General features: G+C 40.8%; 13 protein-coding genes. 7 read left to right on the top strand and 6 right to left on the bottom strand.

All coding sequences use genetic code 11. From position 1 onward, the window contains the following. Positions 1-158: 158 nt before the first annotated feature. The 5 genes from FD723_RS16285 to FD723_RS16265 are packed head-to-tail and all read left to right on the top strand — an operon-like array spanning position 159 to position 5,914. Positions 159-1,277 (top strand): sensor histidine kinase KdpD, encoded by a 1,119-nt coding sequence (locus FD723_RS16285; RefSeq protein WP_179066246.1) that lies wholly within the window; start codon positions 159-161, stop codon positions 1,275-1,277. Between the two features lie 26 nt (positions 1,278-1,303). After that, complete coding sequence (locus FD723_RS16280) at positions 1,304-1,984, top strand: response regulator transcription factor (protein WP_179066245.1); 681 nt, start codon at positions 1,304-1,306, stop codon at positions 1,982-1,984. A gap of 43 nt (positions 1,985-2,027) precedes the next feature. Continuing rightward, a complete protein-coding gene (locus tag FD723_RS16275; protein WP_179066244.1) occupies positions 2,028-4,163 on the top strand; it encodes a substrate-binding domain-containing protein in 2,136 nt (711 codons plus the stop codon). Beyond that, a complete protein-coding gene (locus FD723_RS16270) occupies positions 4,141-4,785 on the top strand; it encodes an FHA domain-containing protein (RefSeq protein ID WP_179066243.1) in 645 nt (214 codons plus the stop codon). The genes FD723_RS16275 and FD723_RS16270 overlap by 23 nt, the downstream gene beginning before the upstream one ends. 55 nt (positions 4,786-4,840) lie before the next feature. After that, positions 4,841-5,914 (top strand): anthranilate phosphoribosyltransferase family protein, encoded by a 1,074-nt coding sequence (locus FD723_RS16265; protein WP_179066242.1) that lies wholly within the window; start codon positions 4,841-4,843, stop codon positions 5,912-5,914. A 113-nt stretch (positions 5,915-6,027) separates the two neighbouring features. Here the strand turns inward: FD723_RS16265 and FD723_RS16260 are convergent, their stop codons facing one another. Further along, the gene (locus tag FD723_RS16260; protein WP_179066241.1) at positions 6,028-7,446 is read right to left on the bottom strand and encodes an LCP family protein; all 1,419 of its coding nucleotides are present in this window, start codon (positions 7,444-7,446) and stop codon (positions 6,028-6,030) included. 286 nt (positions 7,447-7,732) lie between these two features. Continuing rightward, positions 7,733-8,095 carry a hypothetical protein gene (locus FD723_RS16255; protein ID WP_179069171.1) on the bottom strand — a complete coding sequence of 121 codons (363 nt, stop codon included), beginning with the start codon at positions 8,093-8,095 and terminating at the stop codon, positions 7,733-7,735. 232 nt (positions 8,096-8,327) lie between these two features. Here FD723_RS16255 and FD723_RS16250 point away from each other — a divergent pair, with 232 nt between their 5' ends. Continuing rightward, positions 8,328-9,494, top strand: a complete 1,167-nt coding sequence (locus tag FD723_RS16250) for an AI-2E family transporter (RefSeq protein WP_179066240.1) — start codon at positions 8,328-8,330, stop codon at positions 9,492-9,494. Positions 9,495-9,508: 14 nt separating this feature from the next. Here the strand turns inward: FD723_RS16250 and FD723_RS16245 are convergent, their stop codons facing one another. Both FD723_RS16245 and FD723_RS16240 read right to left on the bottom strand, forming a co-directional pair. Continuing rightward, positions 9,509-10,840, bottom strand: a complete 1,332-nt coding sequence (locus FD723_RS16245) for a serpin family protein (RefSeq protein ID WP_179066239.1) — start codon at positions 10,838-10,840, stop codon at positions 9,509-9,511. Between the two features lie 644 nt (positions 10,841-11,484). Further along, positions 11,485-13,080: a S8 family serine peptidase gene (locus FD723_RS16240; protein ID WP_179066238.1), complete on the bottom strand. Its 1,596-nt coding sequence runs from the start codon at positions 13,078-13,080 to the stop codon at positions 11,485-11,487. 201 nt (positions 13,081-13,281) lie between these two features. Between FD723_RS16240 and rpe the strand changes: the two genes are divergently transcribed. Next, complete coding sequence (rpe, locus tag FD723_RS16235; RefSeq protein ID WP_179066237.1) at positions 13,282-13,989, top strand: ribulose-phosphate 3-epimerase; 708 nt, start codon at positions 13,282-13,284, stop codon at positions 13,987-13,989. Between the two features lie 1,114 nt (positions 13,990-15,103). Here the strand turns inward: rpe and FD723_RS16230 are convergent. Next, a complete protein-coding gene (locus FD723_RS16230) occupies positions 15,104-15,574 on the bottom strand; it encodes a HetP family heterocyst commitment protein (protein WP_179069170.1) in 471 nt (156 codons plus the stop codon). A gap of 102 nt (positions 15,575-15,676) precedes the next feature. Beyond that, a complete protein-coding gene (locus FD723_RS16225) occupies positions 15,677-16,009 on the bottom strand; it encodes a hypothetical protein (RefSeq protein WP_179066236.1) in 333 nt (110 codons plus the stop codon). Positions 16,010-16,578: the final 569 nt, after the last annotated feature.

Raw genomic sequence — 16,578 nt, 5'->3', positions numbered from 1 at the left:
AGGTAAACGAAATGCGGCTTTAAATTTAAACTTAATAATTCTTTGTATTAATTAGTTACAAAGATAACTTAACAAAAAAATAAACATTCTTGAGGCTGCATAATTTTATACTGGTCAGCAGAATAAAAAACATTTGGTTGCAAAAAGCGAGTGAAGCTATGACACTAGGCTTTTCTGTACAAAAACTAGACAATGGCTCTAATTATTTGAATTCCTCAGATATTCAGAGTTTTTGTCAGCTTGAATCTGAGCAATTAACTAGTCAATATCCAATTTTTTTCGCTCGAATTGTCTATCATGATTCATTCTTGAGAGCTAATCAGGAGGTTATAAATTATGGTCAAGACCAAGCTCCGTTTCCTCCAAAAACTTTAGCTTACTTGCGTTCAGAAGTATGGCTCACAGATTTTCCGGCTGCTTTTACTTTACATAAATTTAAACTTAAGGATTTTTCATCCATTTCTTATATTTGCCCTATATCCTATAGAAATCAAAAACCTGAATACATTCAAATCATTACTCATGAACCTCTCTCATCAAGCTTACAACTATACGTAAAACGCTCGGCTATGCTCCTAAGCAAGTATGTAGATATTTACTTGGATTATGGAAGACAAAAAACTGAAATTCAGCTTTTAGAAGATATTCTGCATCGAGTAGGACACCAATTGCGTAATTCTCTAGGACTCATCGGATTATATGCACATAATCTTTGCTTGGGTTTAGAGGATAGCCCTTGGCAAGAGCAAGCAACTATAATTGGCGAAAGCATACAAGATTTAGATACTAATTTAAATGAACTGATTGATTGTGGTCAAAGTGCAAAATTAAGGGTATCACTTCAAGATTTAAGAAGTTTGGTATTTGAAAGTATCACAAATTTACAACCGCTCATTAATCAGAAAAAAATTAAAATATCAATTCCCGATACATCAACAATACTGAAGATAGATAGATTACAAATGAAACAAGTTTTTGATAATATCCTCAGTAATGCTGTTCATTTCAGCCCAAATTCAGGAACTATTAGCTGTAGTTGGCAAATTTTTCAAGATGAAGTTTTAATTAAAATTTCCGACCAAGGACCAGGATTGTCTCAAGAAGATTTACAAAAAGTATTCACCCCATTTTATTCTCGGCGTAAAGGAGGCACAGGACTGGGTTTAACTATTGCTAAAAAAATTATTCTGGATCATCAAGGAAGTATCTGGGCACAAGTTTTGTCAGAAAGTGGGGCGCAGTTTTCTATAATTTTACCTCGACCAAGGAATGGATAAATAATTCGTAATTTGTAATTAAAGATATGACTAATGATCAGAAAAAACTTTCAGTTTTGCTTGTAGATGACGAAGAAAGGTTTCGTCAAGGGTTGCGTACTCTCCTGAATTTTTATAGTATTAATTCTGCGTTACCTGTAGAAGTGATAGGTGATGCGGATTCTGTCGATCAAGTTTTAAAGTTTACAGCCCAGAAGTGTCCAGATTTAATTTTGCTGGATATGCAGTTAAAAGGATGTGATGGAATTACAGTTTTGGCACGTCTTAAGGAAACTGCTTACACTGGCAAAGTTTTAGTATTGTCGGCTCATCAAGAAGACGACTGGATTTTTAGAGCGATGCAGGTGGGGGCGGCTGGTTATGTGTTTAAAAATCGTTTAGCAACCCAATTATGTGAAGCTATTGACACTGTAACTCGGTCGGAAATTTATCTACCTTCAGAAGTTGCTAGTCGATTTTTCCGGTTTTTTCAAGCTTACTCAGATTCTTGTGTAAAAGCATGTCATGAAGTGCATTTAACCGAAAGAGAGCAAGAAGTTTTATACTGGTTAACTCAAGGTGCTTCTAATGAAGAAATCGCTAAACATTTATATGTAACAGTTGCTACTGTTAAAGCGCATCTCACCAGTATTTTTGAAAAATTGAAGGTTACTAGTCGGACTCAAGCGATTGTGGTCGCCCTCAAGTTAGGATTAGTTCACGCTTAAGCGCGAGAGAAGTAATCGGCGCAATTCACGAAACTCTTTGTATATGGCTCCATTTGAATCTTTTTATCAAGAATACCCCTGTTCGTACAATTCTCCCTTAAATTGCGATCGCCCTTTCCAAACGGCACAGCAAATCAAGGGTGCTAAGTTTTGCTTGGAATGTGGTTTTCCAGCAACTTTACCACAGGAGGCTGAGATTAAAGGAAATCAGGGGACTTATCAAATAGCTAGTTTTGTGGGTGTACGGGGTTTAGGCCGCCTATATTCAGGTGTTCAACTCAAGGACAAACAGCCTGTAATCATCAAAGAATACCTGCTACCCAATCGTTCTTTTAATGAAAGCGAGACTCAAAAGCGGAAAGATACTTTCAAACGGGTGGGTGGAGTAAGTTTAGCCGATAGTCGAATTCAAAATTTCCGTCTTATGGAAACTAAAGAAGCGATCGCAGATGAAAAAGGCGAACGCTGCTATCTTATTACTCAGGGTATAGAGTCATCCCAAACTTTAGGTAAGTATCTCATAGAAAAGGGAGCAATGACACCTCCTGATGTGCGTGAGGTGCTAAATCAAGGTTTACAAACTCTCCAGTTTCTCCACACCCAAAAGCTGCGTTTCCCCTCAAATCAAACACAGTTGGGCATCACTCACGGAAATATCAATTTAGATAGTACCTTAATTAAGGTAGAAAATAATCAAAAGTTTTCTATATATTTTTGTGATCTAGCTATCTGGGAAAACTTATTTATTCCACCCATTATTCCTCAACCTGCTCCCGCCAGACCTGAGCAAGATTTAGAATCATTAGGGTTGCTAGCCTTTACTTTGTGGGTGGGGCGGACAACTAATTTGTTATCTAACCAGCCTCTCAACCCTAGAGATAATCAACAATGGCCAGATACCGATAGCCATTTAAAGCAGTTTATTTATCGTTTAATTGGTCTGGAAACTCCTTTCGAGAATGCAGAAGCGGCTCGTCAAGCACTGCTGAAACTTCCTAAAGAAGATCGCGGCAAAAATTCATTAGGTTCGTCGCCAGCTTCTCAAGAAATCAAAAAGCCTTTACCAATGCCCTTAATTCTGTTAGGGATTCTCGCTTTATTACTACTTGGCGGCGGAATTTGGTATTGGCTTTGGGGTAAGAAAACAGCTAGTCCTAATCAATATATAGAATGGTCTCGACTTGTGCGGAATTTCTCAGAAGTTCCCAACGTTCCTTCGGGACAATTTACTTACACAGGAGAAAAAGATAGTACATGGAGTTATGTTTTAACGCAATCTGTAGACAATACTCGTTTAGGAGATTTATTGACCAGACCAAAATCAGATGCAACAGCAACATTTGACTATAAATCTGTTTTATCATCAAACATAAATAATCCGGTTAAAAGTATCGAAGAAGTCCAAACAAACAAAAAAGATTTTGCAATTACTAGTTTGGTAGACAACATCACAGATAAACTTGCTAAAAAACAAGTTGCTGATGATGGTTTACTTGTGTTTGTAGCATTTAATAAAAGAGATTCAAATCTTGCTAATGCTCTTGGGGGGCAAATAAATATTGAGCAATTGCGTCAAATTTACACAGGCAAAATTACTAATTGGCAGCAGATTAATTCTAAACTTCCAAATCTACCTGTGAAAGCTTTCGCCCCAACTGAACCGGAAGCAATCAGTAAATTTCAAGAAATAGTTCTGAAAAATGCCCCTCAAGACGAAGCTTTATTTGCAGCAAAGGTTACTAAACTTGATACCACAAAGACCCAAAATTTGATACGCAGTGAAACTTTGGAGGGGCGAACCACTGGTATTATTAGTTTTGGGATTATCAGTAAAACTTCTACTCAATGTACAGGCTATCCGCTAGCGATCGCAGATGGCAAAAAGTCAGCTATTCAACCTCTGTTTCAAAGACGCGATCGCCGCTCAATAAATCCCTCAGATGACTTATGCCAGCATGATGATTATTATGTTGATGTCACAACTTTCCAAAGCTACCCCCTGGGATACCCTATTTTTGTAGTGTACCCTAAAGACAGCAACCGCCTGCCCGGTGGTTCTACATTTGCCCAGATGCTAACTACTCGTCAGGGTCAGTGTTTACTTACTAAAGTAGGTCTTGTAGCTTTACAACCTATGCCTGATGATATAAATTCCTATGCCTGCAAATCGGTGCCCTAATCCCAGTTGCGAATATTTTAACCGCGCCCTGCCTAACAATGCTAAGGTTTGTCCCTGGTGTTCCACCCCTGTGGGTAATGTAGTTTCCCCTACACCACAACCGCCGATTCAACCACAGCCCAATCAACAACAACCCAGTCAACAACCACCTAGTCAGTATCAGCGACCAGCAACAGACCAACCTAACTACCAAGTTCCTCAACAACCTCCCGTTGATTATTCAACAGTCTATCAGCCACGGGTTTCTTATCAACCAACACCGCCTGTTTATACTCCCCCGCCTCAAAGAGCGCCTCTCTTAAAGCTAGTACATAGCACAGGAAGAGAATTTAACCTAATTGGGGAAGGAGGTTATATTGGTCGCCGCAGTCAGAGTCCAGGAATAGCGCCGCCAGAAATTGACTTGACCGGCATTCCCAGTGAAGGAATAGTCTCTCGTCGTCATGCGCGAGTCGATTGGGACTGGTCACAAAACTCATACATGATTGTTGATATGAGTACAAATGGCATTTATTTAAACAACAATCCTCTAACACCTGGGATGCAATATCGCCTATTGAACGGTGACTCAGTGCGATTTGGTCAAGATAACCTAGTCAACTTCACCGTATATATTGTGTAGCAAAAACATTATTTGATAATTGACCAATGACTAATGACCAATGACCAATGACTAAATGAGCAATGTATTTCGGGAATTCCTGCAAAAAGTAGGCGGCGGAAACCACACAGCCGAGAATTTAACTCGCGCCCAAGCAGCTACCGCAACTAAAATGATGCTGTTAGGTGAAGCTACACCAGCCCAAATCGGAGCATTTTTGATTGCTCATCGAATCAAGCGGCCCACAGGGGAAGAATTAGCCGGAATGTTAGATGCTTATGAGGAACTGGGGCCAAAACTGCAACCAATAGCCTCAGAGCGGCCAGCGATCGCTCTTGGCATCCCTTATGATGGCAGAACCCGCACAGCACCAATTAGTCCCGTAACAGCTTTACTACTCGCCGCAGTGGGACAACCAGTAATCATGCACGGTGGCGATCGCTTACCAACGAAGTACGGCTTACCCCTGATAGATATTTGGCAAGGTTTAGGAGTCGATTGGACTACCCTACCACTAACAAAAACCCAGCAGGTATTTGAGCAAACGGGAATCGGCTTTATTTATCTACCTCAGCATTTTCCCTTAACTACAAGTATTTGGGAGTACCGCAATCAACTTGGCAAACGTCCGCCCTTGGCGACAATGGAGCTAATTTGGTGTCCTTATGCTGGTGATGCCCACGTCATTGCAGGGTTTGTCCATCCCCCAACCGAAGGAATGTTTAAGGTAGCTCTAGGACTGCGAGGAGTCACAAAATTTACATTAGTGAAAGGATTGGAAGGTAGTTGCGACTTACCACGCGATCGCACTGCAATCATCAGCTTATCTTCATCCGTAGCATCCCAAGAGGTAGAACGATTGCACCTCGTACCCCGTGATTACGGCTTTACTACCAAAAACGTACCCCTTGGAACTACTGAAGAACTGGTGGCGGATATTCAAGAGGTTTTGGCAGGTAAACCAGGTGAATTGATGCAAACAGCCTTATGGAATGGCGGATTTTATCTGTGGCGGAGTGGTATTTGTCCAGATATGTCAGAGGGTTTAGCTAAAGCAGAAGAATTATTAACCAATGGTGTAGTAGCAGCTAAACTCCAAGAACTCAACCAGATAGTAAATTCAGTATCAGCAGCATTTATACCAGTGTAAACAGTTCAGTACTTCAGAGTGTTAACACAATTCGTAATTAATTACGAATTACGAATTACGAATTACGTTAGCGTAGCGGTAGCGAGTCCGCGAGCGTCATTACGAATTACGAATTATTTCGACTTCTCCAAAATAGATTTTTGTTGCAACCAATCCTGACCCACTTGGATACTGATATCTGAGCCAAGGTTGCCAGTACTTTCCACGCGCACTTCGCCAAATCCCAAAGTGTTGCGAATTGATTCGGCACTGTCACCATCTCCTTGTTGGGCGACAACGTGAGTTACCTCTAGAGGTTCCCCCCATGCCTTGGCAATATAAATGTTGCGATATCCAGATTTTTCCAAGGCTGTAATTAATGGCTGGAGGTTAGAGCGATCGCCACCTGTACTATCTTGAATTGCTATACGCAAAGAACGGGGGCTAACCGTAGTTCCTAGCTGTTGTTGTTCTGACTCTAAACCAAAATGTTGAGCCATTAATTTCGCAATACCATCTTTGTTAGGCAACCAATAGCTAGCATCAAATTCACCTTTCTCGCTAAAGCGACCAGGCAGCATTAACATTTGCATATTAGAGCGATTTGTCCGCACCCCAAAACCCATCAGCGCCACTAATTCTTCAACCGTCAAGTTAGTATCAATGTGTTCTTTGACTACATCCAGAACTTTAGGTAATTGAGTAACAGTAGCCGGGTTGAGTGTTTGATCCATCAAAGCTCGGATGACCATTTGCTGCCGCTGAATCCGACCAATATCACCGAGTTCGTCATGACGAAAACGTAGCAATTGTAATGCTTGATCGCCGTTGAGGTGCTGCTTACCCGCCTTCAAATTGATGTACAAATGCTGAGAATCATCTTGGTACTTCATATTTTTGGGGACATAAACTGTGACGCCACCCAAAGCATCAATCAGCTTGGCAACTCCCAAAACGTTAATTCGGATATAGCGATCAATTCCTGCCCCACCTAAGAGATTACTGACGGTTCTGGCAGTCAAAGCTGGCCCACCGTCAACATTGGCAGCATTAATTTTTTTCACCCCATACCCCTCTATTTGTGTGCGGGTATCTCTGGGAATGGAGAGCATATTTATTTTTTTCGTCTCTGGATCAAATTTGACCAAGAGCATGACATCAGAAAGACCATCAAAGGAGTTTACTTGGGGCAGGTATTTGAGGTTTTTGGTTTCTTGGGGAGGGTTTTGAATATCTGGGGGAAGTACGCTCATCCCCATCACCAAGAGATTTACTGGGCGAGTTAATTCTGAAAATCGCAGTACCCCTCCAGAAATGCGATCGCCATCAAAAGCCGCCTCATCCTTTGGACTTAGTTGGGCTTGTTGCAAAGGCGTGCTAGTCAAAGATACCGCCAAAAGCGCCCCCGCAGTTGCAGACACCATTGCAATACCACTCATCCCTACCCAAAACCATAGCCAACGTCCTGATGTCGAGTTCTGGGAAATCTTTTTATTGGACTTTGAGGCTTTTCCCGACTGGTTTTCTTCCGCCGAACTTCTTTGAATGGTCACAGACTTCCTCACACTTACTCACTAATCAAATTTGGTAAATTTGCAGACTAAAAACATCCAAACAAATCAACCCATAATAGCTAACTCTTAATTATCAGTGCTAACTTTTTTAATGTAGTGTCAACCACAACACTTATAGCAGCATTTATCCTTCTTTTGGGCCAATCTAGAGATGTTTTACTGAAGTATGGCAATAATAAACTGGATTTGACTAGATATATGGATAAATCAACTGTAAATTTTTAGGAAATAAGTAAAAACACTGACAATTTGTCACCCGAAAAAATTAAGATAAATACTTGCCAAGCACTCGTTCTGCTAAATTACTAAACCCTGGCAAACGACCAGATTTGCCTTGCATTAGGCGCAAAATCAACCAGACACTTACTAAAAAGTAACCCGACGTGAGAAAGCTATTCAGGATAAATAGACGTAGCGGAAAATAATCTGAAGTTGCTGCTCCGGTAGTTAATAATAAATAACCCAACAGCCAAGTAAGTGCCAAAGTAACAGACAGACGACTAATAGCAAGTTGTTCCCGACTACCCTGGCCCCGATAGAGAGTCCACAAAGACGGAAAAAAGCCGATAATCGGAATTAAATATAAAAGCAACTGTGTTTTGGACATTGGGCCTTGGGCATTGAGCATTGGGTACTGGGTACTGGGAATTGAGTATTGGACATTATTATTCTCCTCATGCTCCCCTGCTCCCCTGCTCCCCTGCTCCCTTCCTCCCCCCTCTCCACTCTCTTTTGATTCAAAATTCTGCATTGTGGTTAGTCTAACTCCTAAACTAGAAGGATGAATAAGACTCATATAGTTAGAGATAATAAGCTGTAAAGAAAAATTTCATTTAGTTCTATTCCGCAATCAGCTCAAAATGCAGACACGTAAGCTACTCGACTGGTGGCAAACATTCACTCCAATAGCGCGAATCGGGGCGATCGCGCTATTTGCTCCGCTGCTGGTTATCAATGGTTGGGCAATTTCGGTATTTTTTAATTATTTCCATTCTCTCATAGTCATTTTAGTCGGAGCCTCAGTGCTAGCATTTCTGCTCAACTACCCCGTGAGTTGGATGGAGCATCATGGTGCAAGACGAGAGCAAGTTGCTATTTTAGTATTTCTCTTGGCTTTATCGATTTTATTGGCGTTAGGTGTGACACTTTTCCCACTGGCCCTTACCCAAGCTCAACAACTGGTGGCTCGTTTGCCAGAGTTAATCGACTCTGGACGCTCTCAGTTAATGATCTTAAACGAAAAAGCTGAGACTTATGGCTTACCGATTAACCTCGATGCTCTGGTAGTGCAAATTAACGATCGCGTCAAAGGACAATTGCAAGCGATCGCTGGACAAGTCTTAAATCTAGCTGTACTCACAGTCACTAGCCTGCTAGATATTCTCTTGACGATGGTTTTGACTTTCTATCTTTTACAGCATGGGAGTGAACTCTGGGAAAGTTTAGTGGAATGGCTACCAAATAAATTCCGCGATCCTTTCTCCAAAACAGTCCGCCTCAGCTTCCAAAATTTCTTCATCACCCAGTTGATTTTATCTACCTGTATGGCATCAGCCCTCATTCCTACCTTTTTGTGGCTGAAAGTGCCCTTTGGGCTGCTATTCGGACTAACTATTGGTCTAATGGCTCTTGTCCCCTTTGGCGGTTCTGTAGGCATCGCCATGACTACATTATTGGTAGCATTGCAAGATTTCTCAATGGGTGTGAGAGTTTTGATAGCAGCAGTAATTGTACAGCAAATTCTCGAAAACTTGATTGCCCCCCGAATTTTAGGTAGCTTTACTGGTTTAAATCCAGTTTGGATTTTAATTTCGGTCTTGACGGGGGCGAGAATTGGCGGACTATTGGGTGTCATTGTGGCAGTACCTACTGCTGTTGTGATTAAAACTGCTTTAAGTGCCTTGCGTCTTGGTAGTGAGACAAATGACAGCGCTACTGGGGAGATAACTATACCCGTCACAGCAAATGAGTCCCCGAAAACTGACCCTAAAAACACTTTGAGTATCTCTGAAGCGACATCACCTTAAGGAGGCCTCCTACCTCATTGCGGATCAATGATCGAACCCATAAATAAAAGACTTCCCGTCTGATTATCCCTAATGGCACAGAAGAAGGGACGATCAACAATCATGCGGAATGGTTCTGGTTCTTGTCTCAAAGATGTTGCTACCATCCCCACTGATGTAGCCGCAGCCGCTTCCGTGCCTTCTTCGTTTACTTCCACAAAAGTTTTATGTTTAACTTGGCTAATGGCAAAATTCTTACCCATACCGGAAAAATTAGCTTTGTTGCTGAAAGCCTCTTTCATGCCTAAACTTTTTAAAGCATCATTGAGTGTAACTTCATAGTCTGTTTTGAAACGAGGTAGACGAATAAACCCTTTTTGTTTGTTGAACTGAGTCATCCATTTTTCCCAGTTTTCAACATTCAAGTTTTCATGGAAGACTTTGAGGTTAGAGTTCTGTTTGGGCAGGAATATATAAAAACTGAATTTACCATCTTTGCCGTATGGTAAACTAACTGCCTGTAATTGTTCATTTTCATAATATTTATAATCGCCCTTCTGCGACATCATTGGGTGTTGTTTTCGCCTGCCAGGTGTGATGTAAAAAGGGTATTGAGCAGTTTCTTTTTTGTCAAACTCGTTACTCCAATTTCCTTTAAAATATATGGCATTAATCAGAAATAACACTTGATTGGGTTCAATTGTTTCAACTATTTTATTAATTTTACCGTTAGTATTTTCTTTTACCCAGTTATTGATAATATTAGATGCGGCGGCATCTTTAAAGTTTAAATTGCTAACCTTGGCTTGATAGAAATCCTGGGTTCTTTTGAGGAAGTCTGGCGCAAAGCTAACATCTTGATTTGCCCAAAGTGAGTTAGCGATCTTCAGTTGCACTTTCGCATCAGGATTTTCTAAAAGCTGCTTTAATGCCGCCGCATAAGAAGAGTTGATTTCTGGTAGATTCATCCCTTGTAGTTCTAGGGTTTTTGCCATTGCTTGTTGAGTCGAGCCGCTAGCGCCGTTGTAGGTCATAGCAAGAGCGATCGCCACACTCGAAGGTGAGATAAAAATATTCTTCTCACCCCGATCATTTTTCAGCACTTCTGAAAACAGTTTGAAGCCAAACTTATTGCTAGACTCAACTATTTTTGTATCAGTATTGACTGTTTTTTTTTGCAACGGATTTTCTGGTTGAGGTAAACTAGATTGGGCTAAGGCATTTTTATTACTATCGACTTGAGAACACCCTAGTACACTGAATAGAACAACACTTGCAGCTGCTAGAGCATAACGTCTGCCCAGACTCACACCGTAACGTCTTTGCAGAAAATTTTCTTTCGCATCACTAAATTTCTGTCGATTCATTCTGCTACCTCACTTGCCAAAGATTCCCGATCTGTGCTTGTGGTTGACGCATAAGCTGTGTCAATGATTAACTATTGCATTTGCTCCAATAGAAAAATCGACTGTTACAGTTTTTGTAACAGCAAGTGAGTGGATCGGAAGAAGTCAACACAACTTGTGAGAGTTGCTAATTCCTGATTGAGGCGGCTATGCAGACAAGTTATGAAAAATTTTGATTTCTAGGAATTTTTCTATTTATCTATAAACGTATTGTAAGCTACGTAATCAGAAAATAACCAATTATGCTCGATTTTTATAGATAAAATCACGTTTTTCAGTTGCATGAAATACAGAAATTTTATAAGGACACACGGCTCATTAGTGTCAATTTAACGTGAAATCAAGTCTAAAACTAGCTTTTAGATTGTCTCGTTCCCAGTCTCCGACTGGGAATGCTTGTCTTTGAGGCCCGCCTCTCTTTACTGGCGGCAGAGCCGCTTTTGAGTTGCATTTCCAGCCGGAGGCTGGAAACGAGGTTTTAAAGGAGTTTCAGCTTAAGTTGACACCAATGCACACGGCTGTGCGCCCCTATAAGGGATTGTGGTTCAAATAAATAAAAAACGCTGTAAGTTCATACAGATAACAGTTGTGCTACCTGATTTAAATTAATTAATCGGCACACTCCACCAAGCTAAACTATAAGGCTGAGTCGCTTCATTGAGCTTTTGACGAAACTGGACACGGATTTTGTAATTGCCAGTAGCAGCAACGGGGCAGAAAATATGTTCTACACTATCAACTTGACTGATTGAGGAGCAAACAGCACCCCCATCTGAATTCTGAGCATTAGCTTTTACTAAGTATAGGTCGAGATTATTCAAACCGCGATCGCGAAAATTCTCGCCCACATCATATTGCTGGTTTTTATTTTTATCGTTGAGTTCCACCAATCGATCCCAACTCAGGGTAACAGCAACAAAACTCCCCTGTTTTAGCGGTTTTGCTAATATATAGTCAACAGATGCTCCAACATCAACTGTGCGATAATCCCAACCAATAGCTGGCACTGTAGCTGATGGCTGCCATTGACCAGCACTAAATTGCTGGTAAGCGCGAAATGCGTTTAAATGACCCGCTCCCATTTGGGCATCCAAGGGAATCTTGGGATCTTTATAAGCATCAGAATCTAACCAATTTTGATTTTGTTTATCAATTAGCGTCCTAGTCATTCCCAAACGCAAGCCATCACCACTATCTTGGATTTTGTCTGCTGAATTTAGCAATACAGCTTTCATGACTTGATGATGTCGAGCATCGATGCTCCAGTGGGGTTGTTTTGTCCGAATCTGTCGGTCAGCAAGTTCTTCCAATAGAGCAACTGTAGCCGTAACTTGAGGCGCTGCAAAACTCGTACCCGTAACCTTGTTAAATTTGCCATCTGGATTGAGCAAAGGAATGTTATTTCCAGGAGCAACTAAACCAATAGCACTACGCCCACCAAGATTAAACTCCCTTCCCGCTAGCTTGCCACTAACTCCTTGGTTAGCACTCGCCAGATTAGCCACGTCTACTTTATTAAAAACTCCCCCTCGGCGGGATGAAAAAGCGACGTTGATTCCGTTAAAATTATCTGTAGGAATAGGAATACCACCTTTACCCTGATTGCCTGCGATCGCATACAAAACATCATGAACGCGACTAGACCAGTCAACACATAAAGTTAGTAAAGCATTGCCATCTAAAGTAGCCTCCGGTCGAGGATCGCGGCTCAGAGGTTCACCAAAGCTAAAGTTAATAGCACGGACATCGCCACCATTTTGTAACGCTATGTGCTGTGCCGATAAGCACTCTTCTGGCTGACCCATGCTTTTAGTCGAACCCACCGCCGACGAATATAATCGCGCTCCAGGAGCAACTCCTGGCAAAGCTTTATTTTGACTCACCATCACACCAGCCACATTGTAGGCGTGGGGGTCAACACCACTATTAGATTTAGCTGGCCCATTGCGTAAGAACACCGCCGCTAAAGAGATAGCACGGTTTTTAGACACCGCCTTATCCCACCCAAACATTCCCGGTCGCCCAATTTCCACTTGACCAATAGCAATCTTACGACCGGTTAAATTATAAGGAGCTTGGTGTAGCTTCAAAGCATCAATACCGTTAGTTCCTAGTGCAGATTCTAAAGCTGAAGCAATTACCGGCGCACTCAGACAAGAAGCACTTAATCCCCAAATTATCCAGGTTAGTTTTTTAGTCATTAGTTATTTAGTCATTAGTCATTAATCATTAGTCATTGGTGAGCATTGGGTATGGGTTATTCCCCTTACCTCCTCTGCCCCTCTGCTCCCCCTGCTCCATCATCTCCCCACTCCCCAAAAAAGTTGGGATCAAAATTATGAGTCTTGATCAATGTTTTGTTACAATGCTTACAGACGAGGACGCTTAAAAATCCACTAGCCATGACCCAAAACCTATCTCAAAAGCCCATTGTAATTTCTCCATCTATCCTATCAGCCGATTTTAGTCGTCTGGGTGACGAAATTCGCGCCGTAGATGCAGCTGGAGCGGATTGGATTCATGTTGATGTCATGGACGGTCGTTTTGTACCTAATATTACGATCGGCCCTCTGATTGTGGAGGCGATTCGTCCGGTTACTACCAAGCCTCTAGATGTCCACTTGATGATTGTAGAGCCAGAAAAATATGTAGAGGGATTTGCTAAGGCGGGTGCTGATATTATCTCCGTACACGCAGAGCATAATGCTTCTCCACACCTACACCGCACCTTGGGGCAAATTAAAGAGCTTGGTAAGAAAGCTGGAGTTGTACTTAATCCTGGTACTCCTCTAGAGTTAATTGAATACGTTCTAGATTTGTGCGATTTAGTACTAATTATGAGCGTCAACCCTGGTTTTGGTGGTCAAAGCTTTATCCCTGGTGTGTTACCCAAAATTCGCAAGCTGCGCCAAATATGTGACGAACGTGGTCTTGACCCTTGGATTGAGGTAGATGGGGGACTCAAGGCAAATAATACCTGGCAAGTTTTGGAAGCGGGAGCCAATGCGATCGTCGCCGGTTCAGCTGTATTTAATACTAAGGATTATGCTGAAGCTATTACAGCAATTCGTAACAGCAAGCGTCCTACCCCAGAATTAGCTAAGGTTTAATTCATCGAAAGCGGCAGGAAACTCCATCCCCTTGTGGGTGGAGTTTTTCATTTACACACAAAAAAACTGGAAGCTATTCAAGTTTTGAACTTCCAGTAATTACTATATAAATTGAAAATTTAGAAACTACAGATAATCCAGGTTGGGAGGACTAGGATTACAATAGTCGAAAGAGAAGCGTATGAGATACTAGTTCTACCAGCCACCAAAATAATTTCACCGTAACTTTTCTATTTCCATTCCTGGTATTGATGTTAAGCGTTTGCTTTATTAACTAAAGCAACACCAACCACAGGATAGTAACTTTTATAAGCATTACCTGCACCGTCTGTAGCCGGTGAAAGCTGTATAAAATTTGGATTGGGGGAATCCACCTCCCCAAATTCTCTTTGCTCAGATAGACTTTCTCAGAAACAGAACCACCAGTAGCAACGGTTGAATTATTAGTCTTGGTGTAGGAGTTATTTACTCCAGGAAATACTGACTACTTTTGTAATCAGGTTGATTTATTTCATAGTCAGAACTAATCATTGATTTTATTTTTTAAAATTAACTTGCTTGCCAATCACCTCTATTTTAGTTTAAGTTGTAGTTATTATTAGTTTACCAATACTGTCAGTATATATTTGCCATTTTGGCATATTTCTACAAAAAATTATCAAATTAATCACTGTTATAGAAAACCTGCAATGCTTTGAAGAAGAATTCAGAAGTCAGAATGGGCTAAACGCCCCGCTACCGCTAACAGGAGTCAGAATGAATCAGTGGGGGATACCCTGCGGGAAGCAAGCTACAGAATTGTTGCACCACTAAATCAAAGATTTAGTGAGGGTCTTAAACCCCTGGATTCAAACGCGACTCGAAAATACTCGCTCTAAGCGTACTCCTACGGGGATCTTGCTACGTGTAGCGTCTCTAAGAGTTGCCATGCTACAGGCTTTACGCTGCGCTATCCACCAGTCGCACAAAATTCATTCTGTTAGCGAATAGCTAAGGTTTAGCCCATTCTGGCTCTTGACTACTGAATTCTATCTCGATAAATTTCAAATTAGCATCGCAGGCTTTCAGACGCTCAAGCAACTCTAGAATAGAATCAATAGATTCCAATGACTTTTTAATTGAATCCACAAGATTTCAAGGAAATGTCTTGAGATTTTTCTGGTTTTAATGGCGATTTACTTGATTGATGTTCGTTAATTTTCTGTGTCAATCTCTGATCTAAGCTACCAGCACGGATTTCTGTCTTTTGTTTTCCAACGACTTCCAAATAAGCTATGTCTTTAATTTTACCTAAGCAGCTTGATGACATATTATTATCAGACCTGGAATCATTAGCATGTTTCAGCATTTTGAGATTTTCACTCTGCTGTTGTTTTGTCCTGTTGGTTTGAGAGTTTTCTTTGAGTAATCGATTGTAGGTGCGATATGGAATGTAATGCAGAGGATTATAACCACCAAATCGCAGCATTAAAACACATGCCCAGGAATACTTTCCAGCCAGAATTGCTTCAACTACTTTGTCAAATTGTTGAGCTTTCACTGTCTTATCTAAGTTGTTACTAATACCAGCAATGTCTTGGTTCATCATAGTTTTTAGTGATCTTGGATGAAGTAAACTAGTTTAATTTCTGCGATTGTTTATATTTCAATTGAGGTGTACAGACTGCATTAGCCTTTTTGCAGCTGGTTAAATCGCTTCTGGGAAATTATCAGCAATAGAGCGGTGTTGAATGTTGACAAAGGATAAAAATCTATCAACAGGCGCGTACATAACTTTCCCAAACTCTGATTGGCTCCCGCAGCTTTGAGCGGTAAAGAAATCGGCTAAAATTCTCTGCTGTTTGAGCTTTACTTTGGCGCTGTTGAGCAGAGTTTTAGTGATTTTGGCTGATAACTCCCCTAATAAACTAGTTTTGGCAAGAGCTAGCTCGTAATAGGGATACAAATTATATAGATTCATTTCTGAACTGTCCCCTTGGCTTGAGGTTTCGACTGCATTTGACCTGATGATTCTTTCCATGAACTGATCCTTGATTAAAAACAATTAAGTTTTTAATCAAATTTGTTAGCTGCTCAGTCCTAATTATCTAGATTTCCTCTGATGAATGGAGGAAACTTTGCTTATAGCTTGTTAGTAAGTGAAAGGTAAAAATTTATCTTTTGTCTTGCCAGATGACTTATAAGACAAAAATCTCAGCATGGCTTTTGGTTGATGTAGTCTTGTTTTATTAAACTTTCTCAACTCCTAATTCAATAATTTTTCTCTGTTCACGCGCTTGTATTTCTTACTACTGTTGAATTAGGCATTTTCCGGGAAATTTGCATATTTTTTTAGGCTACTGGAAAAAAATTATTTATCTTTGGGCTGTAACAATGACATTCGTATTTATACTATTTTTTGTCGTTAATGTCATCTACTAAGCTAGCAGATTTATAGGTTAAATTTACTCAATGTATTCTTATACTTACTTATGTATTGTGCAACTTTTAGTTTCGTCCCTTCCTACTAATTATTGAGGGGTCTTACCCCTCACCCGACATCAATTTAAAACCTTTATTATTGTCGAGTCACTAGAAGATATTACCATT

Origin of the sequence: Nostoc sp. C052 (genome assembly GCF_013393905.1) — a bacterium.
Lineage (GTDB): Bacteria > Cyanobacteriota > Cyanobacteriia > Cyanobacteriales > Nostocaceae > Nostoc.
This window is presented reverse-complemented; position numbering and strand designations above follow the sequence as displayed.